This window comes from Actinosynnema sp. NPDC002837 (assembly GCF_040295345.1).
Lineage (GTDB): Bacteria > Actinomycetota > Actinomycetes > Mycobacteriales > Pseudonocardiaceae > Actinosynnema.
Map to the genome: position 1 here is coordinate 1 of NZ_JBEOVG010000052.1, position 25,948 is coordinate 25,948.

The window sequence follows — 25,948 nt, forward strand, 5'->3', positions numbered from 1 at the left end:
CGGCCGCGACCGCGCGGCCGTCCCCGGAGGTCTTGCGGACGCGTCAGCGGTTCGCGACCCCGCTGCCCGCGGTCGGCTGGACCCGCTCGAACCGCACTCGGTTCAGGCCCCCCGGGAGGTCGCTGAGCGAGTACAGCTCACCCTTGGCGTCGGTGGCGATCGCCGACGGTTGGGTGGGGAGGTGGCCGATCGCGGCGGACTCGTAGGTGCCGTCGAACTTCGGACGCACGGCGTACACCCGGGTCGAGCAGTAGTCGGCCGCGACGTAGGTCCCCCACGCCTCCGGCGTCCGGGACCCGCGGTACACCACACCGCCCGTCACCGAGCAGTTGTCGTTGTAGTGGTCGTACTCGAAGACCGGATCGGTGTACCGCCCGCCCGGCTTGCACTGCTGCGGGTCGAACACCGGGGTGCCCTCCTTGCACGACCAGCCGAGGTTCGCCCCGCCCTGCCACGGGCGGATGTGGTTGACCTCCTCGACCAGGCCCTGGCCGACGTCACCGATCCACAGCGAGCCGTCGACCGGGTCGACGGAGAACCGCCACGCGTTGCGCAGCCCGTAGAGCCAGATCTCCGGCCGCGCGCCCGCCACGCGGACGAACGGGTTGTTGGTGGGCACGCAGTACGGCTTCGGCCCGCACGTGCGGTTGACGTCGATCCGCACGATCTTCCCGAGCAGGGTGCCGAGGTCCTGACCGGACTTGAACGGGTCGTACGCGCCGCCGCCGTCGCCGAGGGACCAGTAGAGGTAGCCGTCGCGGCCGAACGCCACCTGGCCGCCGTTGTGGTTGCCGTACTCGGCGTGCTCCTGGGTGAGCAGCACCTGCACGCGTTCAGGAGCGCCGATGGGCACTCGCGCCAGGGTCAGCTCGCCCGCAGGCAGGCTCGTGTACGCCACGTAGAGGATCCCGGTCCGGGCGAAGTTCGGCGCGGGCGTGATGCCGAGGAGCCCGCGCTCGTTGTCCGACGCGTCGATCCGGGAGGTCAGGTCGAGCACCGGTGCGGCCGCGAGGCCGGTGTCGGGGTGGTACGCGCGGACGGTGCCCTCTTTCTCCGCGATCAGCATCCGGCCGTCCGGCAGACCGGTGATCGCGATGGGGCGCCGCAGGCCGGACGCCACTTGTTCGGACGCCACGGTCAGCTCCGTGAGCGGCGCCGCACGGGTGTCGGATCTGCCGGCCGCGGCGCTGCCGCTCACCAACACCGACGGCAGCAGGGACGCGGACAGGGCCAGGACGAGCAGGCCGGCCATCAAGGTGGCCGGGCGACAACGCCGTCGCAACATGTTTTCGGCTCCTCGTGCAGGGTGGAAGACACATTCTGGGAGCGCTCCCAAACGTACCGCGACTTCCGCACAACATCCAGCCGCGGTCTTGCCGCCCGGGCATCCGCTCGGCGGCCCTGGTCCGATCGGCGGTACCGCGGGGAAGAAAGCGCACGACGAGCGCGTCACCCTTTGGCACACTGCGGCGGTGCACGACCCGATGGCGTTCACCGACGCGGAGAACTGGACCGGCGGCTTCTACGAGCTGTCGTTGGAGGTCGGCGACCACGACGACGAACGCCTTCAACGCGCGTTGACCGCGCTGTGGGGAGCAGCCGCCGCCACCGACGGCTACGGCCACCGGGACCGGGAACCGGCCGACCAGGTCGCGGTACCCGTCACCGTGGCGTCGCTCGACGAGTTCGGCCACCTGCGCGGCATCGCGCGCACGCCGGTCGGCTCGGTCGTGTGCGGCTGCCTCGCCACCCGCTTCGACGAGGCCGAGGACTGGGTGACGTGGTACCTCCCGCTCGGCGCGCTGGCCCGAGTGGACCGGCGCGTCGGCGGCTTCCCGTTCGGACCGGACGGTGAGCCGCGGTCGCAGGCCTGGCGTGCTCCGCTGGACGCGTGGCTGGCCGGTGTGGCGGAGGAGGTGTTCCGACAGGTCGACTTCCGGCTCGGACTGATCGGCTTCGAGGTCGACCTCGTCACCGCGGCCGAACTCGGCGGCGAGGTGCCCGAACAGCGCTGGAACGGCTACCTGCTGCCCGCCGACGGACAGCTGACCTACACGCCGGCGAACCGCTGACGCCGGAGCACCGGGAACCACCACACCCGCGGCCGGCGGCACGGGTCCGCGGCCGTGTCGGTCGATCGACCGATTGACGGCGCCGAAGATCCTGTGCAGGTTGGTGGCCCCACAAGATCAACGCGGAAACGGCGGGCACATGAGCACGACACTGGCGTTCACCCGGGTCAGCCCGGCGGAACTGGACCGGGCGATCGAGGATCCGGAATGGGCGCTGGAGCACTTGGAGGAGGACCTGCCCTACTACTCCCTGGAGAAGTCGTGGGCGGGCATCCAGTTCCTGTTGGACGCGGCCGGGGTGGCGATCGAGCTGAACGAGGACGGCTTCGTCATCGACGAGGAGAGCACCCTCTCGGGGTGGACCGACCACATGGTCGCCGAGGCCGCCACCACGCTGAGGGCGACGCCGTTCGAGGTGTTGGCGACCCACTACGACCCGCGGGAGTTGAGTGCGCAGGAGGTCTACCCCTGGCGGCGGTTCTGGGACGACGACGGCATCGACAACCTGCGCGACGACTACGTGGACCTCGTCGAGTTCTTCGAGGAGACGGCCGCGTCGGGAGGTGCGCTGATCCGGGAGATCAGCTTCTGACGCCCGGGTCGCCGGTGTCGCCTCACCCCAGCGTCCGCAGCCGGTCGAAGCCGTCGGCCAGGTAGCCGCGGCAGAACGCGAGGTGGTCGGGGCCGTACCCGCGGGGGCCGCACTCGATGACGAGCAGCAGGCCCAGGTAGAGGTGGTACAGCGCCAGGCGGTGCCGGAACGCGGGCGTGAAGTCGAGGACGCCGCCGGCCTCGGCGTACCCGGTGACGAGGTCGCTGTCGGGGCCCGCGTCGCCGCCGAAGGCCAGGGAGATCAGCTCGGCCGCCGGATCACCCCAGAACGCCCGCTCATGGTCGATGAGGCCGACGATCCGGGGCGGCCGGTCACCGTCGCCGTCGCCGGGCAGGTCGACGAAGATGTTGCCCGGCCACAGGTCGAAGTGGACCAGCCGCGGTTCGGCGACCTCGTCGAGGGCGGCTCCGCCCTCGGCCACCAGGGCGCGGATCTCGGCGGGCGTCGCACCCAGCGGGGAGTGCCAGCGCGCGGCGTCGTCGAGGAGCGCGTCGACCATGGCGGTGAAGGCCGTCCGCCAGTCCGGCGCGGACAGCCCGGACGCCGCGGCCGGGTAGCCGAACCGGCCGTCCTCCGGTGCCAGGGTGTGCAGGCGGGCGGTGATCGCGCCCAGCTCGAGGCGCAGCGCCCGCTGGGTGGCCGGGGGCACGCGGCCGGCCGACTTGTCCCACGGTTCGCCCTCCAGGAGGGAGACGGCGAGGAACTCCTTGCCCGCGTGGAGCAGGTCGGGTGTCGGCACACCACCGCCGGGCAGCGCCGCGATCCGCCGGTAGACCATGGCTTCCGTCCCCAGGATGCCGCGCTCGTAGCGCAGGACCGGGGCATCGGCCGACGGCGCGATCTTGATCACGGCGGCCCGGCCGTCGTCGAGCAGGACGCGGTAGGCGGTGTTGAACCAGCCGTCGGTCAACTCCGCCTCCAGCCGGCACCCGACGCCGACGGCGTCGGACACGAGCGCGTCGAGGTCTTCGGGCGACAGGCGGCGCTTGGTCTGGCTCTGCACGGGGGTCCACTCTCGACGGCAGGGATCACGGGAGCGCTCCCACAATGCGGTTCGGCGGCGGTCCGGTCAAGGGCGACCTGATCACCGGACCCGGCGGGCGACGTGCGGCCAAGGTGACCGTTTGCGGCCAAGGCCACGCCCTGCCGCCACCGGATGGCGTTGACTGGGCCACCACGACGGCGAGCGAGGAGCCGCTCCCGACGGGGTGGCGGGACCGCTGGACGTGGTGCCGGAGTCGGCCGATCGGAGGACGAGTTGATGTACGGACCGGTCGCACAACCGCAGCCGCAGCCGCACGGCCGCCGGACGCGCGGAGTCCCGCTCGCGGTGACCCTCGCGCTGGCGCTCGGTGCGTTGACGCCGGCGGCGGCGTTCGGGGCGCTGGGCGCGGCGGACACCCCGGCGAACGCCTTCGGCACCGTGCTCAGGAGCGTGCTGGGCGTCGAAGGCGCGTGCTGCCTCGCCGGCGGGGTGCTGCTGATGCTGCGGCAACCCGTGGGTCGGGCCCTCGCGGTGGTGGGCGGGGCCGTCGCCCTGGCACTCCCCCTGCTGATGGTTCCGCTGATCGTCGTGGCGCCCTCGGAGTTCGCGTCCGGCATCCGCCAGGCCGGAGGTCTCCTGGTGCCCCTGGTGCTGTTCGTGCTCGGCCCGTCGACGATGGCGGCGAGCCTGCGCTGCGACGTCCGCGGCGACGGATCCCGGTAGCCGCCCGAAGAGCCCCGGGAACCCGCGGCCGGGTCGGAACGACTTCCTGGGCGGGGGACGAAACCGGGGAGGTTCACCGTGGAGCGTCGTGGTTTCCTGCGGGCAGCGGCGTTGTCCGTCGGCGCGACCGCCGGTCCGGGCGCACGGGCGGCGGGAGCGCCGACGGCGGCGAACCCGTTGCGGGTGCAGGTGCTGATGTTCGACGGGGTGGAGGAGCAGGACTGGGCCGCGCCGGCGGAAGTGCTGGGCCTGGCCGCAGCGATGAGCGACGGCGCGCTCACCACCACGCTGGTCACCACCGGTCGGCCCGGGCCCGTGACGTGCAGCTTCGGTGCGCGCGTCGAGGTGGGCCGGGGCTGGTCGCCGCGCGAGGCGGACGTGCTGGTGGTGCCCGGCGGTGGCCGCTACACCGACCCGGACGGCGTCGGCGTGCGCCGGCTGATGGCCGACCGGGACTTCCTGCGCCGCCTGGCCGACGCCGCCGTGCTGCACGTCGGGATCTGCACCGGTGTCATGGTGCTCGCGGCGGCGGGACTGGCCAGGGGCCGCAACGCGACCACCCACCACCGCGCGAAGGCGGACCTGGCCGCGCACGGCGCGACCGTCGTCGACGCCCGCGTGGTCGACGACGGGAACCTGGTCACCGGCGGCGGCGTCACCTCCGGCCTGGACGTGGCGCTGTGGCTGGTCGAGCGCTTCCTCGGCCCGCGGCAGGCCCAGCAGGTGGAGACCTTCCTGGAGTACGAACGGCGCGGCACCGTCTGGCGCGCCTGACCCGATCCACGGCGAACGCCCCGGGCAGCGGCGGCGCGCTTCCCGGGGCGTTCGTGGCCGGATCAGCGGCCGGATCAGCGGCCGCCTTGCTGGACGGAGCTCGCGGCGGGCGTTCCCGGCCGGACTTCCTGGCCCGACTCGGCGTCCGTCGAGCCGTCCGTCGAGCCGTCGGCCGGCGGCGTCGACACGCTCACGCAGTCCGGCGCGGGGCCGACGACCAACGCGACGGCCAGGGAGACGCTGGTGGACGACTGGGCCGCAGCCAGCAGCAGCGTGTCGCCCTCCGGGATGACGTCCGCGTCGAACGTCAGCGAGCCGGTGCCGAGCCCGCCCGGCCCCTTCGTCAACGACGTGATCCCGGTGCCGTGGCTGTTGGTGTCGACGGGCAGGCTGGACAGCGCGACGCAGCCGTCGCGCATCGGCACCGCGGCCGCACGAACGCCCAGCCTGCGCAGTTCCTCGTTCGCACCGGTCACGCCGGTGACGTCGGTGATCGACACCGTCACCGAGCCGTCGGCGCCCTTGGTGACCGCGTAGGCGGCGGGGGCGCCGCCGGGGAGCAACGCACCGGTCAGCGCGACCACGCCCGCCACGCCCAGCACCGTGCCGCCGATGCCCACCGCGCGGCCGACGCCGCGCCGCCCGCTCGCCGCCCGGTCCGGCACGGCGTCCAGCTCGGACCCGTGGCTGCGCATCAGGTCTTCGAAGAGCTGGTCCTCGAACTTGGCCATCATCGTTGCCTCCCAGTGGTCTTCCGGAGTTTCGCCCGGGCCCGGAACAGTCGGATGCGCACGGCGCCCGCCGAGACGCCCAGCGCCTCGGCGGCTTCCTTCGGGGTGAGGCCGTCCAGGTCCACCAGCTCCACGACCTCGCGGTCGGGCCGGGGCAGTTCGGCCAGTCGGGCGAGCAGCGCGCCCGCCGCCTGCTCGGCGTCGATCCGGTCGAGCAGGTCGTCCACCACGTCGGGGTCGAGCGGCCGCTGCCCGGCGATGCGCCGCGTGCTGTCGGCGCGCTGGCTGTGCGCCTCGCAGTGCCGGGCGAACACCCGGCTCGCGATGCCGGTCAGCCAGGCCCGGGCGCTGCCCTTGACCGGGTCGAAGGTGGCGAACGACGTGATCGCCCGGACGAAGGTGTCCGCGGTCAGGTCGGCCACCGTCTGCGGATCGGCGCTGCGCCGCGCGAAGTAGGCGGTGATCATGCCGACGTTCGCCCGGTAGACCTTCTCGAACTCGGCCGCGGCGCCGGCCCGCGTCCCGGGTGGTGGGTGTTGGAGTGGCTCCACGTGGTCCGCCACCGCGTCTGCCATTGTCTCGCTCACACCACATGGTTGCCGCGATCCCGCCGGCCCGTTACACGAGTCCCGGACCCGCCGTCGCCGACGCGACCGTCGGCCGCACGGCGTGGGGGTGCGTGATCGCCGCCCGGACCGTGGGGCTGCTGGTCGGCGGCCTGCTGGTCGCGCGGTGGCGGCCGCGGCGGGGCGCCGGCGGTGGGCGGAGAACGTGCCCGGCAAGCCGCGCCGTTGTAGCGGGCGCCCGGCCGGGCCGCCTCGGGGGTCCTCCCCCGTCACGGCCCGCCGACCCTCCCCGTCACGGCCCGCCGGTCGTCACCCGTCGGCCGACTCGTGCCACCGGCCGACGACCCAGCGGGCGAGGGCGCCGAAGACCACGAACACCGCGATGCCCAGCGCGCTCGCCAGGATCACCGCGGCGAACATCCGGGCCGACGCGAGCTGCGACCGGTACTGGTCGATCAGCACGCCGAGGCCCGGCTCGCCCTGCCGGAAGAAGAAGTCGCCGACCACGGCGCCGATGACACTGCCGCCCGACGCGATCCGCAAACCGGTGAACATCGCGGGCAGCGCGGCCGGCAGCTGGAGCTTCCACAGCCGCGTCCACCGCCCCGCCCGGTGCAGGTCGAAGAGCTGGTGCTGGGCCGCGGGCACGGACCGGATGCCGAACAACGTGTTGGCCACCAACGGGAACAGCGAGAGCAGCACGCACACCAGCACCCGGCTGGAGAACCCGAAGCCGAACCAGAACCCGAACAACGGCACCAGCGCCAGCACCGGGATCGTCTGCACGACCACGACGTAGGGGTAGACCGCGCGCTCCAGCCACCGCGACTGCGCCATCAGCACGGCCAGCCCCACGCCGAGCACCACCGAGATCAGCAGCCCCAACCCCGCCACCCGGCTGGTCAGCGACAGCGCCGCGAGCAGCTCGGCGAGGTTGTCGGGATCGCCGAACCCGACCCTGATCACCTCGTCCACCGGCGGCAGCAGGAACCGGCGGCGCGGCGACAGCACGACGTGGCTGACGAACGTCCACGCGCCCAGCACCACCAACAACACCGCCAACGGCGGCAGCACGGTCCGCGCGACCCGCTTGATCCTCACGAGGCCCGCACCAACGTCTCCGACACCGACCCCACCAACGCCGCGTACTCGCCGCTGGACCGCAGCCCAGGCGGGCGCGGGTAGCCGAACGGCATCGCCACCTCGGCCACGATCCGGCCCGGCCGGGGCGACATCACCAGCACCCGGTCCGCCAGGTACACGGCCTCCCCCGCCGAGTGCGTGACGAACAACGCCCCGAACCCGTGCCGCGCGAACAGCCGCAGCAACTCGTCCCCCAGCTCGTGCCGGGTCAGCTCGTCCAGCGCGGCGAACGGCTCGTCGAACAGGAACAGCTCCGGCTCCACCAGCAGCGCCCGCGCCAACGCGACCCGCATTCGCATCCCGCCGGACAAACGCGCGGGCCGGACGTGGCCGAACTCCGCCAGCCCCACCGCCGCCAGCACCCGGTCGGCGCGGGCGCGGCGCTCGGCCTTGGCCAGGCCGTCCAGCTCGCCGAACAGCTCGACGTTGCGCCGGGTGGTCCGCCACGGCAGCAGGGTCGGGTCCTGGAAGACGTAGCCGACCCGGTCGGTGCGCCGGGTGACCGTGCCCGACGTCGGCGCGCGCAACCCGGCGGCGACCTGCAGCACCGTGCTCTTGCCGCACCCGGAAGGACCCATCAGCGCGACGATCTCGCCGGCCCGGACGTCCAAGCCGACGCGGTCCACCGCGTGCACCCCGCCGGGGAACGCCACGTCGACCTCGGACAGTGCCAGCAACCCCTCCATCGCCACCTCCCTGCCGGGGAGACTCTCACATCCGAAGGACGGCAATACGGGAGAACGGCGCACGACCTGGTTCGTCGCTATGCGAAGATGGGCTTCATGTCCTCTGCCCGACGTGCGTCGTCACTGCTCGCGCTATCGGTGTTGCTACTGGCGGGCTGCACGACGCCCGACGCGGGCCAGGGCGGCGAGCCGTTGCCCCCCGCCGCCGAGTCACTTCGCGGGACGTGCCCCGACACCGTCGTGGTGCAGATGAACTGGTTCCCGCAGGCCGAGCACGGCGGCCTGTACCGGCTGCTGGGCAGCGGTTTCACCGTGGACGGTCAGCGCAAGGCCGTCGAGGGGCCGTTGCTGGACGACGGGCGCGACACGGGCGTGCGGCTCCAGGTCCGCGCGGGCGGGCCGGTGACCGGGTTCCAGCGGGTGTCGGCGCTGATGGCGGCGGACCCCTCGATCACGCTGGGCAGCATCGCCACCGACGAGGCGGTGCAGGAGGCCGGGACGTTCCCGACCACGGCGGTGTTCGCGCCGCTGGACAAGAGCCCGCAGATGATCATGTGGTCGAAGGAGCACCACCCGGACTGGGCGTCCATCGCCGACATCGGCCGCACCGACACCACGGTCGTGTACGCCAACGGCGCGTCCTACATGGACTACCTGGTCCAGAGCGGACAGTTGAAGCAGGCGCAGGTGGACGGCTCCTACGACGGCGCGCCGGCCCGGTTCGTCGCGGCCGACGGCGCGATCGCGCAGCAGGGGTACGCGACCAACGAGCCGTACCGCTACGAGCGGGAGATCGACGCCTGGAAGCGGCCGGTGGACTTCGCGCTGGTGCACGACAGCGGTTATCCGATCTACCCGGAGACGCTGGCGGTGTCGTCGGCGGAGGTCGAGCGGCTGAGCCCGTGCCTGACAAAGCTCGTGCCGATCCTGCAGCGCAGCACGCGCGCCTACTCGGCGGAGCCGAAGGCGACCAACGAGGCGTTGGTGCGGATGGTCCGCGAGCTCAACGCGGGCACCGAGTACAGCGTCGCGCGGGCCGAGTACGCGGGCGAGCAGATCCGCGGGCTGGGGCTGGGCAACGACGGCGTCACGCCGACCGTCGGCGACTTCGACACCGCCCGGGTGGCGAAGCTCATCGAGGACCTGAAGCCGTTGCAGGAAGCCAAGCGCCGCGCGGTCCCGGCCGGGCTGACGGCGGAAGCCCTGGTGAGCAACGCGTTCGTCGACCCGACGATCGCCTGGTGACCGCGCACTTCGACATCCTGGCCCGCCGCTACCGACGGTACGCGGAGGTCACCGACCTGCTGTACCGGCCGTGGCTGACCGGTGTCGTCGGCGACGGTGCGCGGGCGCTGGACCTGGGGTGCGGCTCGGGCCGGTACAGCGGTCTGCTGGCGGACCGCTACGCGGAAGTCCTGGCGGTGGACGGCGCGGCGCGCGAGATCGCCCTGGCGGAGGCCGACAACGCCCGGCCCAACATCACCTACCAGGCCAGGGACCTGTTCGACGTGGCACCGGACCGGGACGGGCGCTTCGACCTGGTGCTGGCGGTGAACACCCTCTTCGCCGTGCGCGACTACGGCCGCGTCCTGCCGCACGTCCGGTCGCTCATCGCACCGGGTGGCCGGTTGGTGGTGATCGACGTGGTGAACCCGCCGGGGCGCGGTCCGTCGTGGCACCGGGCGCAGGCGTTCCGGGTGGCGGTGATGATGGCCGTGCGGCACCGGTCACCCGCCGTGGCCCTGGACGTCCTCCGCCTGCGCCTGCACCCGACGTGGCTGGAGCACGTGACCCGGAACACCCCGCCCACGCGCGACGAGTGCCACGCGCACTACCGGCGGGCCTTCCCGGGCGCACGCTTGGACGACTCCCTCGACCGCTACCTGTGCGGCGTGGTCTGGAACGCCCCGGCCTGATCCGGGGCCGGGCTGTCGCTCGGGATGGACCGTCAGTCGCGGCGCGCCGCCCAGACGGTGCGCTCGGTGCGCAGCGCGAGGTCGTCGCGGCGCAGGAGGCCGTGCGGGCTGCCGCGGTCGAGCAGCCGGTCGAGTGCGACGAGGTCGGCCGGCGCGAGCTCCGCGGCGACGGCCCCGCGGAGGCGGTGCAGCACCTCCGAGGCGTAGCGGCCGATCGCCGCGTCGCGTGACCCGTCGAGGTCGACGGCGACCGTGAGCACGCCCTCGACCGTGAAGCCGGCGGCGGTCAGCACGGGTCCCCAGTCGGCGCCGCGGTGGGGCACGTGCTCGGCGTGGAAGCGGTCGGTGGCGGCGTGGAGGCGGGCTTCCAGGCCCGGCCGGTCGGCGGGGGCGTCCTCGGGCAGGAAGCGGGGCAGGCCGGCGAGCTCGACGACGGCGAACAGGCCGCCGGGCGCGAGCAGGTCGCGCACGGCCCGCAGGGCGTGGTCCGGGTCGGCCAGGTGGTGCATCGACGCCGAGGCCCACACCAGGTCGGGCGTGCCCAGGTCGGGCCAGGTGGCGTCGTCGAGGTCGGCCGCCAGGGTGCGCACCTGCTCGTCCACGCCACGGGCACGCGCCTTCTCCCGCAGCCGTGCCAGGTGGCCGGGCGAGGCGTCGACGGCGGTGACGTGCGCCTCGGGGAAGCGATCGAGCAGCGCGAAGGTGCCCGCTCCCGTGCCGGAGCCCAGGTCCACGATCCGCCGAGGGCCGCTCTTGAGGGGCAGCCACTCGGTGATGGCGGCGATGTGCCCGGCGAGGACTTCCGCGTCCAGGTCGAGGATCTCCGCCTGCCCGTCGTCCGCGCCGCGTTGCTGGTGGTGGCCGTGCTCGTGGGTGTGTGTTTGCGGCATACCCCCACGCTAGGTGCTTCATGCTCGTCAAGCACACCCTCTTGCGCATTACGCAAGGAAATGGCCCGGCGTGCTGCGGGCCGCGCAAGGTGTGGCTACCGGCCGTCTTGCGCGTCGCCGTTCTCGCGCTGGTCGTCGGTCTCGCGATGGCCGCGGCGGGCGTCGCGGTCGAAGATGAACATGATGTCGCAAGGACGGCCCTCCGCGCCGATGGCGTGCGGCATCATCGTCGGGAACTCGGCGGCCTGGTTGGCCTCCATCCGGAAGCGGCGGTCGCCCAGCATCAGGATCGCGGTGCCGGACAGCACGACGAACCACTCCCGACCCGGGTGGGCGCGCATCCTGGACGGGTTGTCGGGCGGTGGCCCGGTCAGCCGCCGACGCATGACGCTCATGGCCGGGTCGCCCTTCATCGGCCAGCTCAGACCGTGGGCGCCGTGGACCATCGGGCTGATGACGACGTCGTCGGCGGCGTTCTCGACCAGCTGATCGAGGGTGGTGTCCAGGGCGCGGGCCAGCGTGACGAGCTGGTCCAGCGCCAGGCGGCGCTGCCCGTTCTCGATGCGGCTCAGCGAGGACTGGCTGAGGTGGGCGCGGACGGCCAGTTCCTCCAGGGACAGGCCCTGGGCCACCCGCAGGGCTCGGATGCGTTTGCGCACGAGGCCGTCCAGCGTGCCTTCTTCTTGCGTCATAGGCAACATGCTATGCCCTCGACGCAAAGTGCGCTTACCGTCCGAAGGCAGCGGCCCGATCGGCACGCACTGCCGCTCCTCCCCCATGCCGTTGTCGAGAGGAATCCATGAGTACGAACCAGTCCGCGCAGGAGACCACCGCCGACACCGGCGGTGGGCACGGCGCACCGGACGCGCGTCAGCTCCGCGCCATCCTGATCGCCGTCTCCGTCGCGCTGATGGCCGTGATCGCGTCGGTGTCCGGGCTGAACGTCGCCCAGACCCACCTGGCCGTCGAGTTCGGCGCCTCGCAGAGCACGGTGCTGTGGATCATCAACGTCTACACCCTGGCCCTGGCCGCGCTGCTGCTGCCGCTCGGCGCGCTCGGTGACCGCCTGGGCCGCAAGCCCGTGCTGGTCGCCGGACTCGGCCTCTTCGGCGTCGCCAACGTCGCGGCGGGCCTGGCGCCGACCGCCGAAATCATGATCGCGACCCGGGTGGCCGCCGGCGTCGGCGCCGCGATGATCATGCCGATCACCCTCGCCGTCATCACCTCCACCTTCCCCGAGGGGCAGCGCGGCAAGGCGATCGGCGTGTGGACCGGCGTCGCGGGAGGCGGCGGCGTGCTGGGCATGTTCCTCTCCGCCCTCCTGGTGGACGTCGCGGACTGGCGCGGGCTGTTCGTGCTGCCGGTGGCCCTGGTCGTCGTGGCACTGGGCATGACGCTGAAATCGGTGCCCGACTCCCGTGAGCGCTCGGCCCACTCCTTCGACACCCTCGGCGCGCTGGTCTCCACTGTCGCAGTCATCGGCCTCGTCTTCGCGCTCCAGGAAGGACCCGAACGCGGCTGGACCGCACCCGTGACGCTGATCGGCCTCGCCGTCGGCCTCGTCGCCGGCCTCGGTTTCGTGGCCTGGGAGCTGCACCGCCGGGACGCGTCGCTGCTGGACGTGCGCCTGTTCCGGGAGCGCGGCCTGGCCGGCGGCTCGATCACGCTGCTGGTGGTCTTCGGCGTCCAGGCGGGGATCGCCGTGGTCCTGTTCCCGTTCTTCCAGGCGGTGCTCGGCTGGTCGGGACTGCTGTCGACGGCGGCCATGATGCCGATGGCCCTCATGATGATGGCGACCTCCGGCCTGGCGCCCAAGGTGGCCGCCCGCATCGGTTCCCGCCCGACCACGGCCGCGGGCATCGCGCTGGCCGGAGCCGGCCTGGTGCTGATGGCGCTGTTCGTCTCCGTGGACGGCGGCTACCCGGCCATCCTGCCGGGCATGCTCGTGATGGGCACGGGGCTGGGCCTGTCCATGACGCCGTCCACCGAGGCCATCACCCGCTCGCTGCCGCGGGGGAAGCAGGGCGTCGCCTCCGCGCTCAACGACATCACCCGCGAGTTCGGCACCGCGCTGGGCGTCGCCGTGCTGGGCGCGCTCGTGTCCGCCGGCTACCGCGACGCGATCGACGACCGGCTGCACGGCGTCCCGCGGGCCGCCGCGGACACCGCCCGTTCGGGCATCGCCAACGCCGTCGAGGTCGCGGGCGGCGGCGGCTCGCCCGGGCAGCAGCTCGTCCACGCCGCCCAGCAGTCGTTCGTCGACGGCTGGCAGCAGGCGATGTGGGCGGGCGTCGCCGTCATGGGCGCGCTGTTCGCGTACATCGTCGTGCGCGGCCCGAAGAATCCCAGGGACGATGCCGCCGGATGACGACCTGCGGCCCCGCGCTCACGCCTGCGTGGGGCCGTGTCCGTACCGGAACTCGGCCCCGGACCCGTACGCGGCCATCGCGAACGCCGGGAGGGACTTGTCCCGCTCGTCGCGCCGGTCGAACGCCAGGAACTTCTCGAACGCCGGTTCCGGCAGGTACCGGCGCAGGTCCGTGGCGACCCGGGTGATGCTGGTGCCCAGCGTCGTGGCGCTGTGGTTGACCGCCGCCAGCACGAAGAGGCTGTTGCGCGGGTCGTCCAGCGTCCGCTCCGCCATCCCCATCCCGATGAGGCCGCGGTAGAGCGGCACCGTCGAGTCGGTCCGCACGGCCATCGTCGCCATCCGCTGACCGAACACGCAGAGCACGCCCGCCGCGCGGGGCCGGATCGCGTCCAGGATCTCCTGCCGCGCGGCGGGCGTCGCGTCGAGGTACCCGGCCACGACCGACTCCACGACGTCGTCCAGCTCGTGCGACAGCTTGATCCCCAGGTACCCGTTGAACCGGCGGTCCAGCAGGTGTCTCACCGTGGCCGTCGAACCCCCTGATGCGGTGCCACGACAAGTAAAGCGGACCGGGCCGCGCTCTTCGCCCCGTTCGACGCATCCCGCCGGAGGAACGTCTAGTTCGCCTCCCCCGTCAGCGCGAACGACCGCAGCCGCCGGGTGGCCCCGACCGTGCCCACCACGACGAACGCCGACGCCAAGATCAACGCGGTCGGCACCGACATCGTCGAGGCGATCAGCGGGGTGTCGCCGATCGCGTCCGCGATGGCGGTCGCGTGCTGGCGGATGCTGAACACGCGGGCGCCGTCGACGAACGACACCAGCAGGTTCTCCCACAGCACGATGTAGACGAGGCCGACCGCGACCGGGCGCTTGGTCATCACGCTCAGCGCGAGGAACAGGGCGCTGTAGGCCAACGCGCCCAGCGCCGTGCCGAGGACCAGGCCGACCGCCAACGTGCCGGAACCCGCGATCAGGGCGGCGATCGCCAGCGGCAAGGCGGTGGCCGTGGTGGTCACCAGCCAGGACACCAGGAGCTTGGACAGGATGATCTCCGAGCGCAGCAACGGCTTGGTGATCAGGTGGGTGATGGTGCCGTCGTCGATCTCCAGGCCGAGTGCGCTGCTGCCGACGATCAGCGCGGTCAGCGGCAGGATGACCGCGAGCCCCAGGTTGGAGAAGACCAGCGGGCCCCAGTCGGACGGGGGATCGTCCTCACTGCTCACGCTCAGCAGGGTCAGCCCGAGCAGGATGATCGGCATGGGGAGCAGCAGCAACACGCGCCTGCGGCCGAGCAGCGCCCTCGCCGTGAGGCGGATGATCGTCGGGTTCATGTGGTCACCAGGTAGGAGAAGACCTTCTCGAGGGACTCGTCCGAAGGCAGGATCGTGGTCAGCCGGATGCCCCGCGCCTTGGCGAGCTTGGCCAGGGCACGGGTGAAGGCGCCGTAGTCGCTCGTGTGCACCTGGAGACCCGCCTCGGCGAGGCTCACCCCGGAGACCGACGGCTCACCCATCAGCGCGGTCGCGAGGAGGCGGTCGTCGGAGGAGGCGATGGTGAACACGTGCGGGCGGGTGGTCATCAGCCGCCGGATGTGCCGGTAGTCGCCGGAGGCGGCCAGCCTGCCCGCCACGATCACCTGCACGGTGCCGGAGAGCTGCTCGACCTCCTCCAGGATGTGGGAGCTGAACACGATGGTGCGCCCCGCCGCGGCCATGCCGTCGAGCAGCTCCATCATCTGCATCCGCTGCCGGGGGTCCATGCCGTTGAACGGCTCGTCCAGCAGCAGCACGTCCGGGTCGTGCACCAGCGCCGCGGCGACCCGGCTCCGCTGGCGCATCCCCTTGGAGTAGGTGGAGATCCGGCGGTCCTGCGCGTCACGCAGGTCCACGACGTCCAGCGCGGCGCGGGCGGCGGCCGTCGGGTCGGGGAGCTTGTGCAGCTTGGCGCTCGCGAGGACGAACTCCCACGCGGTGAGGAACCCGGGCACGCTCTCGCGCTCGGTGACCAGGCCGAGCTTGCGGTACACGGCGGGGTTGGCCCACGCGGGCTCACCGCCGATCACGACCTGGCCCTGCGACGGGGCCAGCAGGCCCGCCATCAGGTGCAGCACGGTGGTCTTGCCCGCGCCGTTGGGTCCGAGCAGGCCGGTCAGCCCGGCGCCGACCGACAGGGTCACGTCGTTGACCGCGACCACGTTGCCGTACCAGCGGGAGACGCCGGTGAGTTCGACGGTGTTCACGACTTCATCCCCCTGTACCGCCACACCGCGGCCATCGTGCCCAGCGCGGCCAGCGCGACCGCGACCAGGCCGTACACCGGTCCGAACGAGCCGATCGAGACCAGGTCGACGTCCGCGCCGAACAGCCACTGGTCCACGCCGTTGAGCAGGCTCGCCGGGTCGAGCACCCCGGCGAGCCGGCCGATCGTGCCGGAGTCCAGCTCCCTCAGGACCGCCGAGATCGGGGCGGTGAGCAGGAAGACGCCGATGATCATGCCGGTGGCGAACACCCGCCGTCCCGACAGCGAGGCGATCGGCAGGCCCAGCGCCGCCAGCAGCACGGCGTGGACGACCGCCGCGACCAGGCCGACGAGCAGCCCGCCGAACTCCTCCAGCACCCCCGGGACGCCGTCGTCGGTGCCGAAGGCCATGCCGATGAACATGATCAGCATGGGCGCCGCGAACAGCAGGAACGTCGCCGTGGCCAGCGCGGCGACCTTGGTCAGCGCGTAGCCCGACCGGCTCAGCGGCCGGGACAGGTACAGCTGCACCAGGTTCGTGCGCAGGTCCACCGACACCAGCTCCGGCGCGACCACGGCCACGAACACCGCCGCGGCGAAGGTGAAGGTGGAGGCGATGCCGACGTAGTCGAGCACCGGCTCGGGCAGCTGGCTGTTGATGATCACGATGATCAGCGAGGCGAGGGAGGCCAGGCCCATCAGCCCGATCGGCAGCACCTTCGCCCACGGGCTGCGGCCGAGGCCGTAGGCGCTGCGGACGCTGTGCACGTACAGCGCGCGGGCCGAGTGGCCGGGGCCGAGCCTCGGGCCGGTGTAGCGCTGGTAGCCGATGTCGTGGATGACGCCGGACTCAGGCATGGGACACCTCCTGGGCCGGGCGGTCGCGGAACAGGTCGGCGACCTGGTGCCGTTGCCGTTCGAGCCGGTGCAGGGAGAGGTCGAGGTCCGCGACGGCGTCCCGGATGAGGTCGTACACCGCGCCGTCGTCCTCGCCGAGGCGGACGGTCAGCACGCGGTTCTGCCGACGCACGTCCAGCCCTCCGGCGGTGAGCGCGGTGGCCAGCCGTTCCGCGCCCTCGTCGACCTCGACGACGAGCAGGTCGTTGTGCTCGGTCATCGACGACAGCGTCGCCGAGCGCAGGAGGGTGCCCGCGTCGATGGCGACCAGCGACGTGCAGATCCGCTCGATCTCGCCGAGCAGGTGCGAGCAGACCACCACCGAGATGCCGAACTCCGTGCCGATGCGGTGCACCAGGTCGAGCATCGCCCGCCTGCCCGCCGGGTCGAGCCCGTTGGTGGGTTCGTCGAGCAGCAGCAGTTCGGGGTCGTGCACCAGCGCCTGGGCGAGCTTGACCCGCTGCTTCATGCCGGTGGAGTAACCCCCGATCCGGCGGTAGCGCTCCTCGTAGAGGCCCACGTGCCGCAACGTCTCCGACGCCCGCTCCCGCGCCGCCGCCGCGGGCAGGCCGCTGACGCGCGCCATGTGCGTGACGAACTCGGCGGCGACCATGTCCGGCGGCAGGCAGTCGTGCTCGGGCATGTAGCCGACCTTCGCCCGGACCTGCTCCCCGTCCGCGATCGGGTCGAGCCCGAGCACCCGGATCCGCCCGCTGGTGGGCGTGAGCAGGCCCAGCGCGAGCTTGATCAGCGTGGTCTTGCCCGCGCCGTTGACCCCGACCAGGCCGACGACCCCAGCCTCGATCTCCAACGTCAGATCCGCCAGCGCGGTCACTTTGCCGTCGTAGCGCATTCCCAGCGCGGCGGTCTCTATGAGTGGCACACGAGGACCTTACGGCCGCCGTCCACCCGCCACATCCGGCCGCACCCTGAGACCGGTGGCCTCCCGACCCCTAAGGGTCGGCCGTCCCGAGCGGTCCCGGCATCGATTCGGCCTCGGCCCGGTCGGCGTGCGAGGGGGACAACGCCGACGCCGCCCGTGCGGCTCGGGGCGCCGCGAGCGCGACCGCCCCGGCGGCGGTGAGGATGTGGGCGGCCGGCGCACCGTCCCTCGACCGGAAGACCCGCGGGTCGAGGTGGATGGCGCGCCGGGCACGACGAACCCCTTCCGCCGCACGGTGAAAGGGGTTCGTCGTGCTCGGCCGGCTCACGACCGGGCGGTCGTGGGTGGTGCCGGGTGGAGCGGTTACGACGGGAGCTGGACCGTCCGTGGGGTCGCGCCGCAGTTCGGCCGGTACACCATCCGGTTGTTGCAGCTCGCCAGGTTCCAGTTCGTCGCGAGGAACGACCCGGCGGGCGGGTTCGGGTGGAAGTAGTCGTTGACGTTGCAGTCCCAGTAGTAGTCCAGGTTGCCGTTCGGGGACGGGCACACGTTCGAGCGGTAGTTGCCCGAGCGCGGGCCGCCGTCCTTGTAGCACATCACGTCGGCGTCGTCGTTGCAGTGACCGGCGCCCGAGCTGTTCGGCGTGTTCGGCAGCACGGCGCCCATCGAGTGCCCCTGCTCGTGCAGCATGTACGTGAACGGGCACCGCCCGTAGACCACCGCGATGCCGGGCGCGTTGTTGACGCCGTTCTCCACGCCGGGCCGCGTGTCACCGCTGCCGTAGGCGACGCCGCCGCCGCAACCACCGTCTCCCCAGTACACGACGTTGTCCTGACCGGTGATCCGCTGGCCCTGGCGCGCGACCTCCTGGTCGATGGCGCTGATGGCGCTGTTGTTGTGGCTGCTGCGCAGGACTCGGACGGCCGGCTGGCCCGCGGAGTCGCACGCGACGCGCAACGCCAGGTCCCCGCCGTACTGCGCGGCGCGGTTGGACACCATGGCGTTGGAGTCGAGGAAGTGCTGCCTCATCAGCGGCACCATCGTGGCCGACGCGTCGGGCGCACCGGCGGGGATCAGGTACACGAGCTGGATGCGGTACGAGTCCGTGGCGCAGTGGTGCGCACGCGCGGCCAGGGGCATGACCGCCGACGACGTCACCTCGTCCCGAACGCCCTTGTCCTTGGCCAGGGGGGCGTCGAAGTGGGTCACCCGGTCGCCGTGCGCCGTGCGCACCTTGAACTGGCCGTTGCCCAACGAGCACACGCGCTCGCCCAGCCCGGCCATGGGCGCGAACTCGTCGGCGTGGTGGCAACGGTCCGCAGCCGACTGCCCGTGCGAGTGCGGCGCCGCGCTATCGGCGTGGTCGTGGTCGTCGAGGGTGTGGGCGGCGACCGGGGCGGGGGTGCTCGCGGCAGCCGGGCCCGGCAAGGCCAGGACGGACGCGGAGATCACGCCGGAGGCGATCACCGCGAGGAGCTTCTTCATGGACACTGGGACCTCCGGAGGTCGGGCAGGGTCGCGCGTGGGCCGAGCCGGATGGCGACGGCCGGTCGGTGCGGGGTTGGAGAGGCGGCACGCCAGGGCGGAACGGGTGGCCCGCCGTCACGTGCCGGACGACGTGCTCACCTGGGCGCCATCGCGGTGGAGCGGTGGCCGGCCGGCGCCTCGTCCGGTGTCCCGGCGGTGGACGTGGCCGGTGGCCGGTTGCCACCGGTCGGCAGGGCGGCGATCGCGGCGCGCAGGTTCGGCAGGGGGCCGATGTTCCCGGTGCCGGGGTTCACCTGCGGGGTTCCGGTGGACTTCAGGATGGCGCGCACCTGGCCGGGGGTGAGGGTGACGCCCCGCTGCTCGGCGATGCTGGACAGGGAGGCCGCGGCCGCCGCCACGATGGGACCGGCGCTGGACGTCCCGCCGAAGGTCGCCGTGTAGTAGGCGTTGGCGCCGTTGCTGTAGAGGCTCCCGTACCCGGTGCTCACCACGCAGTTTCCCCAGCCCTGGACGTCGATGCGGCTGCCGTAGGTGGAGAAGTTCAGCCGGGTGCGGGCGGTGCCGCACCCGGGAGCGGCACCGGCGCCTTCGATGATCGCGCCGGAGTCGGGCTTGCCGCGGGGGAACCTGCTGCCGAAGCACGGGTTGTCCAGATTCATCGAACCGTTGCCCGCCGTCTCGACCACGGTGATGCCCGAGGACGTGGTCGCGACGATCGCGTCGTAGATCGCGGGGACCCACTCGGGCGCGACGTACCCGGTGCAGCCGGCCGGACCCGACGTCTGCTGCTCGATCAGCAGCACGTCACCGGGCCGGAGCGCGCGGGCCAGGACGATGACGGCGTTCGCGACGTCCCAACCGCGCTCGGCGTTGGCGGCGTTCGTGACGTGGATCGGGGAGTCCGGGACCAACCCGGTCACGCCGCCCGCGTTGACGTCGCCGACGAGGATGCCCGCCACGGCGGTGCCGTGGTTGTTGTCGTTGAACGGGTCCGTCGCGGTGCCGTTGCGGACGAACACGCCGGGGGCCCGCAGCTTGGAGAGGTCCTCGTGGGCGAAGTTCCAGGCGTACTCGATGTCGGCCACGCGCACGTTCGCGCCGGTGCCGCCGGGGATCGTCCGCGCGTAGTCGGCGTCGATGCCGCCGCTGCCGGCGGCGGAGCGGTAACCCTGGCGAGGGGTGAAGTCGGGCGCGATCGGCGGTCGCACGGCGAGCGGTTCGGCGTACGCGACCTCGACCTCGCGCAGCGCGTTGAGCGCGTCGATCACCGCGGCCGGGTCCGTGCCCGGCCGCAGGTCGAGGCGGTACCACAGGTTCAGGTCGGCTTGCCCGCGACCCGAGCGGGCCGCCGCCTGGCCGGTGAACGTCCGCAACGCCTCCTCCGACGCCGTGAACAGCCGCCGCACCGCCGAGACCGAGCCGGACCGCAGCACGTTCCGGACCGCCGAGAGGTCCGCGCCCGCGGCCGACGTCAACTCGGCGCCACGCAGTCGGACCTGGGTCCCTTCCGCGAACTTCACGTGCACGTGCTCACGCGAGTCGTTCTCGGTGAGGACGGTCGAGATCGGCTTTTCCGTTGCCGGGTAACGGTCTTCGGACGTGGGTGCGCCCGGCCCGGCGGCTCGGGCGGGCGTGGCGGACGCCAACGAGAGCGCCGCTATGAGCCAGACGGCGGTGGTGCGCGCCCGGCGTCGTGAACCGGTCGTTCGCGAGTTCTTCAACACGGAGACCTCTTGGTGGAAGCGCAGGGATGAGGCTGGGCTGAACGCGATGGCGGCGAACGACCCGGAGGTCCGGCGGTGGACCGCCCGGCCGGCGAGGCGTGGGACGGCGCGCGGCACCGGAGCGCGGGTCGCACCCCGGTTGCGGGATGCTCGGCGCCCAGCGGCGTGCGGTGGTGCCCGGTGGCCCGGCGTCAGTACAGGAAGCTGCCGTACGGGCCGTTGAGGATGGCGTTCTTCTGGCTCTGGTTGAAGTGCGTGTTCGGGTAGTCGTAGAAGGACGCCGACATCGGGGTGCCGTCGGTGTAGCGGGAGTCGGGCAGGCCGAACGCGTGCCCGAGCTCGTGCACCATGCCGCCGTACCACCGGTTCATCGGACCGTTGACGCCCGCCGCGCCGTCGGCGTCGTGCCCGGACAGGATCACCCAACCGCTGCCGCCACCGCCGCCCGCGCCGGGGCCCTCCGCGCGGATCTCGCCGACGTTGAGCCACCGGCGGTCCGGCGCGCCGAGGCCGAGCCGGCGCATCAGCTCCTGCTGCATGTTGAACACCGTCCACCAGTAGCGGTCCGAGCCGTTGGGCGTGTTCTCGTACCAGCTGCGGACGCGCTCGCCGGTGACGACCTCGACCACCGGGGTGTTCAGCCGGAACGTCTTGCCCAGTTCCTGCTTGTAGTAGCGCTGGGCCTCCACCATCACCCTGGTGATGCCGTCGACGTAGCGCTGGTCGTGCGGCACGTCGGACGGGACCAGCAGGTGCACCCGGACGGTGCCGGTCGGCGGGGCCACCACCGCCGGGCCGGCCGCCGCCTGCGCCGCGCCCGGCCACGTCACGAGGCCCGCGAGCAGGCCCGCCAGCACCGGCACGACCACTCTGCCGAAACGCCTCATCGAATCCTCACATCCTCACGCGAGAGCTGATCGTCCGGTCGGGAGGCGGCGGAGGACGCATCGTCCACACAGGACGCATCGACTCGCCCACCGGCCCCGCGACCGGCGGTGAGTGCGCCTCTCAGCACTGTGGCAGCCGAAAATCCTTTCGGCAATGCTTGCGATCCGGTTCCAGGTACTCGAACTCCACGTCCGGCACGTCGTCGGCGCCGCGGCCCGGCTGCCACACCTTGCTCAAGCGCCCCAGCGGGTCGTAGGTCATCGTGGTGCGGCGGCCGTTCTAGTCGACCTGCTCCACCGCGTCGCCGGTGGCGACCTGGAACGCCGTGCTCTCGGTGTGCCCCAACGCGTTGGTGGTCGTCACCGACGTCACGGGGCTGCCGACCGCCGGCGTGTACGCCGTGGTCTCCTTGTCGCCCAACGCGTCGTACTCCTCGACCTCACGGCCGTGCGCGTCGTACACCGACCGCTCGACCGTGGTGTAGCGTGGGTCGTCACCGTCCCAACCGGACAGTTCCTCCTCGCGCGTCGGGTCGCCCTTGGCGGGCGGCGCGTCGAGGTCGTCGGACCCGTCGTAGTACGTGCGCTCGTCGGAGATCACGTCGCCCGGCGCGTAGTCGGCGACCGAGCAGTTCACCGACACCTTCACCACCCGCTTGGGGGTGGCGATCAGCCACGCGTCGAGGTTGCGGGCGTACTCCACGCGCGTGCACGTGTCGTCGTCGGCGACGGCGAGGTCGCCGAGGTCCGACGTCCGGACGTGGGCCCCGAGGTCGTCGTAGAAGTGCTGCTCCTCGGTCTCCCGGAAGCCGCCGCCCGCCAACGCGGTGCGGACCCTCGTCTTCTTGACCTCGGTGACGTAGGCGCCCAGGTCGCCGGACGCGCGGCGGCGCACCGCGTTCGGGCCGATGACCTCCGGTTCGGTGATCTCCCGTTCGACCTCGGGACCGCCGTCGCCGTCGTAGGTGATCTCCTCGTTGACGTCCGGGGTGACCGCGGTGCCGCCGACGTGGCCGGTGTGGGTGATCGACTCCAGCCACAGGACCGGGCTGGTGGCGTCGTGGGTGGCCGGGAACAGGTGGTTCAACGCCCAGGAGTCGACGTCCGCGAGCTGCCCGTCCCGCCGCACCTGGCTGGTGATCTTCGCCAGCCGCTTGGCGCCGAAGAAGACGGGCGAGTGCTTGCCCGCGCACGTGCCGCCGTCGCACTGCTGGTCCCACGGCACGTCGGGCCAGTCGGCCGGCTGCGACCGCGTGCACGCCGAACCCGGCAGGCACCGGTCGGCGGCGGTGAACACGACCCGCGCGGCGGGTTCGGCCTGGCCGTCGCGCAGGCCGTAGTCGATGCGCGCCAACTGCCCGCTGCGCACGAACGGCGTGGCCAGGGACGCGGTGTTGTTGCGGCCGTAGTGGTTGGTGTCGGTGTCGTAGTAGTAGGCGATGGTGTCGCCGTGCCGGTCCACGACCCGGTCGAGCATCCACCGGTACGCCTGCTGGCACCACGACGCGGCGAACGACGAGGCGTGGCACGGTTCGCCGGGTTGGTTGCCGAACACGGGCACGGTCCACGCCGAGCGCGCGGCGGCACGCAGGCCGAAGAAGTACTGCGTGCCGTCGGGCGCGGTCATGCGCCAGTGCTCGCCGTCGTTGTCGCCGTTGTCGGCGCCGAAGAGCTGGTCGACCTTCCAGCCGTCGTCCTGCTCGGCGCGCCAGACGCCGCGGCCCGCGTCGTGCACGAGTTCGCCGGCCACCCCGGGCAGCGCCACGACGGCGTTGGCCGAGGCGTAGCAGAGGTCCCCGGTGGGGGTCGCGTTGTTGCCGCCCGCCGCGTCCGCGGCGCAGGAGGTGTACTGGCGCTCGATGAAGCCGGGCTGGAAGTCGAAGCCCTCGCCGATCCAGGACGCCTGGTTGTTGCTCGCGGCGGTGCGCCCGTCGATCCCGCCGGAGGAGTAGGCCAGCGCCACGTCCGGCTCCGGTCCGGGCACCGGGGGCAGGTCGAGGGGGTAGGCCCAGGAGAAGTCGCCGGACTGGAGGCCGACCTCCCACGTGGCCGACGGTGACAGCGACGTCGGCTTGAAGTTGCCCGCGCTGCCGCCGGACGCCGCCGTCACCGCGTAGAGCACGTCGGGCGCCGTGACGCGGCGGCGTTGCTTCTCGTCGTCGGGGACGCCGGGCGTGCCGGACGCGGTGACCTCGCCGCGGATGCGGCTGCCGCGCACGTCGTTGCGCGCGGGCACGGGGGTGCCGGTGACGCACTCGGCGCGTTCCGGCGCCCACGCCGCGCAGGCGGGCAGCCGCACCAGGCTCAGCCGGGACGCGTAGTCGCCGCCGAACTCGTCGCGGAACGACGAGTAGTCCACGTCCACGGTGACCGGCCCGGCGTCGGCGGCGCCATCGGCGCGTTGGACGCGGAACAGCACACCGCCGACGCCCGCCCTCTCGGCCACCGGCCGGTCGAGCACCTCGACCCGCACCCGCCGCGGGCTCTTGGCGCCGGCGACACCGACCCGCACCGGCAGGTCGGCCGCGCGGGCGGGCTCGGCCGCCACCTCGACCTCGGCGGCGCCCGCCTTCGGCCGGGCGACGTCGCGAGCGGCCTTCGGCGCGGTGACGGCGGACTCGACGACCGGGTCGGGCGGGCGCGGGCGCACCTCGACACCGGTGCCCGGCACGGACTCGGACCGGGTCACGCCGGGCCAACCGCGCGGCGCGGGATCGGCGAACGCGGTGGGGACGCTGAGCGCGCTCGCCACCAGGGCGAGCGCGACCCCGATCGCCAGCGCGGCACGGGGTCTCGGCGGTGTTCCCGGTGTGGACGAGCGACCCCGGCCGGGGCGTCTGCGTGAGCGCACGGGCGTTCCTCTCCTGGGCACCATCAGGCCACCGGGAAGCACATCCGGTCCGCGACGCCGCGAGGCCCGGTGCGAACGGATCCGAACGGATCCGAACGCGACCGGCCCCGCGACATCGGCTCACGACCTGGCGCGCACGCCGGCCGGTCGTGGCTCAGGTGGTGGATCGCCCCGACCACGGGCGCCGAGGCGGGCCCTCGGCGCCCGTGGCCCTACTCGCACTCGTGGTCGTTGAACGCGCTGGGCTGCAGGTGGATCCAGTGGCAGAAGTTGTCGGACCTCTTCCCGGTCACCTTGGTGCCCCAGTTGCCGTGGTAGGCCATGATCGCGATCACCCGCCGGTCACCGCCGTTGTACTGGTAGATCGGTGATCCGCTCTGACCGGTCTGGGTGTCGGCGCGGGTCTTGATCATCTTGGCCAGCACGATCTTCGTGGAGTTGTCGTCGCCGTACAGGTGGTTGTCGCACTGCCCGTCGGCCGAGGGCGAGGCCGCGCACTGGTGGTCCCAGCCCGGGTATCCGAACGTCCAGTGCCCGCCCCAGTACCCGCGGGGACGCCAGCCGAGCCAGCCCAGGCGCGCGGTGGACTCCTGGTCCGCCAGCACGATCATCCCGTAGTCGTAGGCCGGGTTGCCCCAGTCGTACCAGCCGGAGACGCTGAAGTACCAGGTGGAGTTCTTCAGGCCGTTCGGGTAGGCGCCGATCCCGTTCTGGCCCGGCGCCACCTTGCGGTTCGGGAACCAGCCCTGGCCCTTGCCGCCGCCGCCCTGGTGGATGCAGTGGCCGGCGGTCAGCAGGTGCCGCGGCCCGACCAGGGAGCCGGAGCAGTGCGAGGTGGTGGAGCCGGGCGCCGAGATCGAGCCCATCGCCCGCCACGGGTAGCTCGTGGTCGCGGTCCGCAGCACGCGGTCGTCGGCGTCGAACACCGTGCGGGTGCCGAACCCGTCGCCCGCCGTGCGCTCGTCGGTGTCGGGCCGCGGCTCGCCCTCGGGGTCCTCGTCCGCCGGCGTCGGGTTGACCGGGCGGGTCTCATCGGGGCCGACCGGCGACGGCGTGATCTGCCGGTACAGCCGCCCGTCAGGGGAGACCGCGACGCCGAGCTCCCAGCTCTCCGGCTGGGTCACGTCCAGCCGCTGGGCCTCCTCGTCGGTGAGCGCGACCGGCCGCGGCACGGCGGCGGGATCGGCGTAGGTGGCGAGCCCGACGCAGCGCCAGTCGGCGCGCCGGTCCAGCTCGGTGGCGGGACGGTCCGCGCACGGGTCCTCGGCCCTGGCGACCGACGCGGTCACCACGGGCGCGAGCGCCGCGATCAGCAGCAGCACGATCGCGGTGCCCGGCAGGTGTCGTTTCCCGCGGGATGTCCGGAGTTTCATCGATGCCCCTTGGAAGGTCGGTGAGGTGGTCGCGCACCACGGTCGTCACGCGCCTTCCGGTGGCCTTAGCGTCGGCATAAGGCGGCACGGCCGACCGGCCACCCGGGCTGATCACATCGGGTGAATCCGGCGAC

25 protein-coding genes are annotated in these 25,948 nt (G+C 72.7%); 7 read left to right on the forward strand and 18 right to left on the reverse strand.

All coding sequences use genetic code 11. The features are described from left to right. Positions 1 to 43 precede the first annotated feature (43 nt). Positions 44 to 1,285, reverse strand: a complete 1,242-nt coding sequence (locus ABTZ99_RS28770) for a PQQ-dependent sugar dehydrogenase (protein WP_499615543.1) — start codon at positions 1,283 to 1,285, stop codon at positions 44 to 46. Positions 1,286 to 1,472: 187 nt separating this feature from the next. Between ABTZ99_RS28770 and ABTZ99_RS28775 the strand changes: the two genes are divergently transcribed. Together ABTZ99_RS28775 and ABTZ99_RS28780 are read left to right on the forward strand one after the other, a co-directional pair. After that, entirely contained in the window at positions 1,473 to 2,072 is a 600-nt protein-coding gene (locus tag ABTZ99_RS28775; protein WP_498777370.1) for a hypothetical protein, read from the forward strand. A gap of 139 nt (positions 2,073 to 2,211) precedes the next feature. Beyond that, complete coding sequence (locus ABTZ99_RS28780; protein WP_498777368.1) at positions 2,212 to 2,664, forward strand: DUF1877 family protein; 453 nt, start codon at positions 2,212 to 2,214, stop codon at positions 2,662 to 2,664. Positions 2,665 to 2,686: 22 nt separating this feature from the next. Here the strand turns inward: ABTZ99_RS28780 and ABTZ99_RS28785 are convergent, their stop codons facing one another. After that, the gene (locus ABTZ99_RS28785; protein ID WP_499615547.1) at positions 2,687 to 3,688 is read right to left on the reverse strand and encodes a phosphotransferase family protein; all 1,002 of its coding nucleotides are present in this window, start codon (positions 3,686 to 3,688) and stop codon (positions 2,687 to 2,689) included. Positions 3,689 to 3,946: 258 nt separating this feature from the next. Between ABTZ99_RS28785 and ABTZ99_RS28790 the strand changes: the two genes are divergently transcribed. Both ABTZ99_RS28790 and ABTZ99_RS28795 read left to right on the forward strand, forming a co-directional pair. After that, the gene (locus tag ABTZ99_RS28790; RefSeq protein WP_498777364.1) at positions 3,947 to 4,393 is read left to right on the forward strand and encodes a hypothetical protein; all 447 of its coding nucleotides are present in this window, start codon (positions 3,947 to 3,949) and stop codon (positions 4,391 to 4,393) included. Between the two features lie 78 nt (positions 4,394 to 4,471). Continuing rightward, entirely contained in the window at positions 4,472 to 5,167 is a 696-nt protein-coding gene (locus ABTZ99_RS28795) for a DJ-1/PfpI family protein (protein WP_499615550.1), read from the forward strand. A gap of 74 nt (positions 5,168 to 5,241) precedes the next feature. On the opposite strand, the gene ABTZ99_RS28800 is transcribed toward ABTZ99_RS28795, so the two are convergent. The 4 genes from ABTZ99_RS28800 to ABTZ99_RS28815 all read right to left on the reverse strand — a co-directional run bounded on the left by ABTZ99_RS28800 (position 5,242) and on the right by ABTZ99_RS28815 (position 8,293). Then, positions 5,242 to 5,901, reverse strand: a complete 660-nt coding sequence (locus ABTZ99_RS28800; protein ID WP_499615553.1) for a hypothetical protein — start codon at positions 5,899 to 5,901, stop codon at positions 5,242 to 5,244. Then, positions 5,898 to 6,449 carry an RNA polymerase sigma factor gene (locus ABTZ99_RS28805; protein ID WP_498777358.1) on the reverse strand — a complete coding sequence of 184 codons (552 nt, stop codon included), beginning with the start codon at positions 6,447 to 6,449 and terminating at the stop codon, positions 5,898 to 5,900. The genes ABTZ99_RS28800 and ABTZ99_RS28805 overlap by 4 nt, the downstream gene beginning before the upstream one ends. Before the next feature lie 324 nt (positions 6,450 to 6,773). Next, positions 6,774 to 7,565: an ABC transporter permease gene (locus ABTZ99_RS28810; protein WP_498777356.1), complete on the reverse strand. Its 792-nt coding sequence runs from the start codon at positions 7,563 to 7,565 to the stop codon at positions 6,774 to 6,776. After that, positions 7,562 to 8,293 (reverse strand): ABC transporter ATP-binding protein, encoded by a 732-nt coding sequence (locus ABTZ99_RS28815; RefSeq protein WP_499615556.1) that lies wholly within the window; start codon positions 8,291 to 8,293, stop codon positions 7,562 to 7,564. The genes ABTZ99_RS28810 and ABTZ99_RS28815 overlap by 4 nt, the downstream gene beginning before the upstream one ends. 96 nt (positions 8,294 to 8,389) lie before the next feature. Between ABTZ99_RS28815 and ABTZ99_RS28820 the strand changes: the two genes are divergently transcribed. Together ABTZ99_RS28820 and ABTZ99_RS28825 are read left to right on the forward strand one after the other, a co-directional pair. Continuing rightward, on the forward strand, positions 8,390 to 9,538 hold the full coding sequence (locus ABTZ99_RS28820) for an ABC transporter substrate-binding protein (RefSeq protein ID WP_499615559.1): 1,149 nt from the start codon (positions 8,390 to 8,392) through the stop codon (positions 9,536 to 9,538). Next, on the forward strand, positions 9,535 to 10,209 hold the full coding sequence (locus ABTZ99_RS28825; protein WP_499615561.1) for a class I SAM-dependent methyltransferase: 675 nt from the start codon (positions 9,535 to 9,537) through the stop codon (positions 10,207 to 10,209). The genes ABTZ99_RS28820 and ABTZ99_RS28825 overlap by 4 nt, the downstream gene beginning before the upstream one ends. Before the next feature lie 32 nt (positions 10,210 to 10,241). Here ABTZ99_RS28825 and ABTZ99_RS28830 read toward each other — a convergent pair whose 3' ends face one another. Together ABTZ99_RS28830 and ABTZ99_RS28835 are read right to left on the reverse strand one after the other, a co-directional pair. Further along, complete coding sequence (locus ABTZ99_RS28830; RefSeq protein ID WP_498777346.1) at positions 10,242 to 11,099, reverse strand: class I SAM-dependent methyltransferase; 858 nt, start codon at positions 11,097 to 11,099, stop codon at positions 10,242 to 10,244. A gap of 95 nt (positions 11,100 to 11,194) precedes the next feature. Further along, entirely contained in the window at positions 11,195 to 11,791 is a 597-nt protein-coding gene (locus ABTZ99_RS28835; RefSeq protein ID WP_499615564.1) for a helix-turn-helix domain-containing protein, read from the reverse strand. 107 nt (positions 11,792 to 11,898) lie between these two features. On the opposite strand from ABTZ99_RS28835, the gene ABTZ99_RS28840 reads away from it, so the two are divergent. Beyond that, complete coding sequence (locus ABTZ99_RS28840) at positions 11,899 to 13,467, forward strand: MFS transporter (protein WP_499615567.1); 1,569 nt, start codon at positions 11,899 to 11,901, stop codon at positions 13,465 to 13,467. Positions 13,468 to 13,485: 18 nt separating this feature from the next. Here the strand turns inward: ABTZ99_RS28840 and ABTZ99_RS28845 are convergent, their stop codons facing one another. The 10 genes from ABTZ99_RS28845 to ABTZ99_RS28890 form a co-directional block, all read right to left on the reverse strand. Then, on the reverse strand, positions 13,486 to 13,992 hold the full coding sequence (locus ABTZ99_RS28845) for a hypothetical protein (protein WP_499615570.1): 507 nt from the start codon (positions 13,990 to 13,992) through the stop codon (positions 13,486 to 13,488). A gap of 95 nt (positions 13,993 to 14,087) precedes the next feature. Beyond that, on the reverse strand, positions 14,088 to 14,804 hold the full coding sequence (locus tag ABTZ99_RS28850) for an ABC transporter permease (protein WP_499615573.1): 717 nt from the start codon (positions 14,802 to 14,804) through the stop codon (positions 14,088 to 14,090). Beyond that, the gene (locus ABTZ99_RS28855) at positions 14,801 to 15,712 is read right to left on the reverse strand and encodes an ABC transporter ATP-binding protein (protein WP_499615576.1); all 912 of its coding nucleotides are present in this window, start codon (positions 15,710 to 15,712) and stop codon (positions 14,801 to 14,803) included. The genes ABTZ99_RS28850 and ABTZ99_RS28855 overlap by 4 nt, the downstream gene beginning before the upstream one ends. Beyond that, positions 15,709 to 16,569 carry an ABC transporter permease gene (locus ABTZ99_RS28860; protein WP_499615579.1) on the reverse strand — a complete coding sequence of 287 codons (861 nt, stop codon included), beginning with the start codon at positions 16,567 to 16,569 and terminating at the stop codon, positions 15,709 to 15,711. Before ABTZ99_RS28860 ends, ABTZ99_RS28855 begins: the two co-directional genes overlap by 4 nt. Next, positions 16,562 to 17,491: an ABC transporter ATP-binding protein gene (locus ABTZ99_RS28865; protein WP_498777334.1), complete on the reverse strand. Its 930-nt coding sequence runs from the start codon at positions 17,489 to 17,491 to the stop codon at positions 16,562 to 16,564. Before ABTZ99_RS28865 ends, ABTZ99_RS28860 begins: the two co-directional genes overlap by 8 nt. 363 nt (positions 17,492 to 17,854) lie before the next feature. Further along, positions 17,855 to 18,976 carry a hypothetical protein gene (locus ABTZ99_RS28870; RefSeq protein WP_499615582.1) on the reverse strand — a complete coding sequence of 374 codons (1,122 nt, stop codon included), beginning with the start codon at positions 18,974 to 18,976 and terminating at the stop codon, positions 17,855 to 17,857. A 137-nt stretch (positions 18,977 to 19,113) separates the two neighbouring features. Next, a complete protein-coding gene (locus tag ABTZ99_RS28875) occupies positions 19,114 to 20,700 on the reverse strand; it encodes a S8 family serine peptidase (protein ID WP_499615585.1) in 1,587 nt (528 codons plus the stop codon). A 194-nt stretch (positions 20,701 to 20,894) separates the two neighbouring features. Beyond that, complete coding sequence (locus ABTZ99_RS28880) at positions 20,895 to 21,590, reverse strand: hypothetical protein (protein ID WP_499615587.1); 696 nt, start codon at positions 21,588 to 21,590, stop codon at positions 20,895 to 20,897. Between the two features lie 280 nt (positions 21,591 to 21,870). Then, on the reverse strand, positions 21,871 to 24,441 hold the full coding sequence (locus tag ABTZ99_RS28885) for a serine/threonine-protein kinase (RefSeq protein ID WP_499615590.1): 2,571 nt from the start codon (positions 24,439 to 24,441) through the stop codon (positions 21,871 to 21,873). 212 nt (positions 24,442 to 24,653) lie between these two features. Further along, a complete protein-coding gene (locus ABTZ99_RS28890) occupies positions 24,654 to 25,814 on the reverse strand; it encodes a trypsin-like serine peptidase (protein ID WP_499615593.1) in 1,161 nt (386 codons plus the stop codon). Between the last annotated feature and the right edge of the window lie 134 nt (positions 25,815 to 25,948).

Bases quoted from the DNA above. Each gene is read 5' to 3' on its own strand.
- ABTZ99_RS28780 (WP_498777368.1), top strand. From the start codon at position 2,212: ATGAGCACGACACTGGCGTTCACCCGGGTCAGCCCGGCGGAACTGGAC.
- ABTZ99_RS28880 (WP_499615587.1), bottom strand. From the start codon at position 21,590: ATGAGGCGTTTCGGCAGAGTGGTCGTGCCGGTGCTGGCGGGCCTGCTC.
- ABTZ99_RS28870 (WP_499615582.1), bottom strand. From the start codon at position 18,976: ATGAAGAAGCTCCTCGCGGTGATCGCCTCCGGCGTGATCTCCGCGTCC.
- ABTZ99_RS28820 (WP_499615559.1), top strand. From the start codon at position 8,390: ATGTCCTCTGCCCGACGTGCGTCGTCACTGCTCGCGCTATCGGTGTTG.
- ABTZ99_RS28835 (WP_499615564.1), bottom strand. From the start codon at position 11,791: ATGACGCAAGAAGAAGGCACGCTGGACGGCCTCGTGCGCAAACGCATC.
- ABTZ99_RS28790 (WP_498777364.1), top strand. From the start codon at position 3,947: ATGTACGGACCGGTCGCACAACCGCAGCCGCAGCCGCACGGCCGCCGG.
- ABTZ99_RS28815 (WP_499615556.1), bottom strand. From the start codon at position 8,293: ATGGAGGGGTTGCTGGCACTGTCCGAGGTCGACGTGGCGTTCCCCGGC.
- ABTZ99_RS28800 (WP_499615553.1), bottom strand. From the start codon at position 5,901: ATGATGGCCAAGTTCGAGGACCAGCTCTTCGAAGACCTGATGCGCAGC.
- ABTZ99_RS28770 (WP_499615543.1), bottom strand. From the start codon at position 1,285: ATGTTGCGACGGCGTTGTCGCCCGGCCACCTTGATGGCCGGCCTGCTC.
- ABTZ99_RS28850 (WP_499615573.1), bottom strand. From the start codon at position 14,804: ATGAACCCGACGATCATCCGCCTCACGGCGAGGGCGCTGCTCGGCCGC.
- ABTZ99_RS28890 (WP_499615593.1), bottom strand. From the start codon at position 25,814: ATGAAACTCCGGACATCCCGCGGGAAACGACACCTGCCGGGCACCGCG.
- ABTZ99_RS28830 (WP_498777346.1), bottom strand. From the start codon at position 11,099: ATGCCGCAAACACACACCCACGAGCACGGCCACCACCAGCAACGCGGC.
- ABTZ99_RS28840 (WP_499615567.1), top strand. From the start codon at position 11,899: ATGAGTACGAACCAGTCCGCGCAGGAGACCACCGCCGACACCGGCGGT.
- ABTZ99_RS28860 (WP_499615579.1), bottom strand. From the start codon at position 16,569: ATGCCTGAGTCCGGCGTCATCCACGACATCGGCTACCAGCGCTACACC.